The following is a 1,254-nucleotide window of genomic DNA, read 5'->3' as shown; positions in this document are numbered from 1 at the left end:
CCTTTCCCCCTTCCCCTTTCCCCCTCCCTGAATTTATTAACAGGAAACTAACTCATGACTAATGTTCCTATTGACGGCATTAGTATCGTTGGTGAAAGTTCTCACCATGAATCTCCAGGCGACTGGAAGCGATACTTCAGCTTTAGCACTGACCATAAAGTTATTGGTATTCAGTATCTCGTTACCTCATTTATCTTCTTTCTCGTCGGCGGTATCTTTGCAATGGTGATTCGGGGAGAACTGATGACACCCGCATCAGATTTAATTGATCGCACAGTCTACAATGGCATGTTTACCATGCACGGCACGGTGATGCTGTTTTTGTGGACATTTCCCTCATTGGTTGGTTTTGCTAACTATTTAGTGCCCTTGATGATTGGGGCGCGAGATATGGCATTTCCCCGCCTCAACGCCGTTGCCTTTTGGATGGTGCCGGTAGTAGGGATTCTGCTGATGAGTAGTTTCTTTATTCCTGGCGGCCCAGCCCAAGCAGGCTGGTGGGCTTATCCTCCTGTGAGTCTCCAAAATCCCACAGGTAATTTAATCAACGGTCAAGTCCTCTGGCTATTGGCGGTGGCGGTATCAGGTGTGTCTTCAATTATGGGGGCAGTGAACTTTGTCACCACAATCGTTAAGATGCGGGCCCCAGGTATGGGCTTCTTCCGGATGCCTTTGTTCGTCTGGGCAGTATTTAGCGCCCAAATCATCCAATTATTTGGACTACCAGCACTGACAGCCGGGGCAGTAATGCTGTTACTCGACCTCACCGCAGGCACCGCCTTTTTTGACCCTGCAAGAGGTGGCAATCCTGTCATGTTCCAGCATTACTTCTGGTTTTACTCCCACCCCGCCGTTTATGTGATTATTTTGCCCATCTTCGGAATTTTCTCAGAAATCTTTCCAGTTTATGCCCGTAAACCTTTGTTTGGTTACAAAGTAGTTGCAGTTTCATCGATTTTGATTGCTGTAGTTAGCGGTATCGTTTGGGTACACCATATAAACTTGTTAGTACTTTCAAAAGTTGATAAATAAGTTGTTTCAGGTGCAGTCATATTAAATTACTTAAATTTGGCTTAATTTTCTTTATTTAACGATTTATATCTACAGCTATATATCAGCTTTGGCAATATTTTATTAAGCAATTGTGTAATAGAAAAACATTTTTTAATGCTTATTTTTCGCTTATAAATACAACACAAATTATAATTTATAAGGCACTAAATAAAATGAATAGGATGCATTATGACTTCAGCC

The 1,254-nt window shown here is 42.6% G+C and carries 1 pseudogene; it reads left to right on the top strand.

Annotation, left to right across the window (positions count from 1 at the left end):
• Positions 1-54: 54 nt before the first annotated feature.
• Positions 55-999 (top strand): annotated as a pseudogene (locus GNE10_RS34605) (cbb3-type cytochrome c oxidase subunit I); the annotation flags it as partial.
• Positions 1,000-1,254 lie beyond the last annotated feature (255 nt).

Source organism: Nostoc sp. 2RC, from assembly GCF_014222165.1.
Lineage (GTDB): Bacteria > Cyanobacteriota > Cyanobacteriia > Cyanobacteriales > Nostocaceae > Nostoc > Nostoc linckia.
The sequence above is the reverse complement of the archived record's forward strand: the minus strand, read 5'-3'. Positions and strand labels throughout refer to the sequence as shown.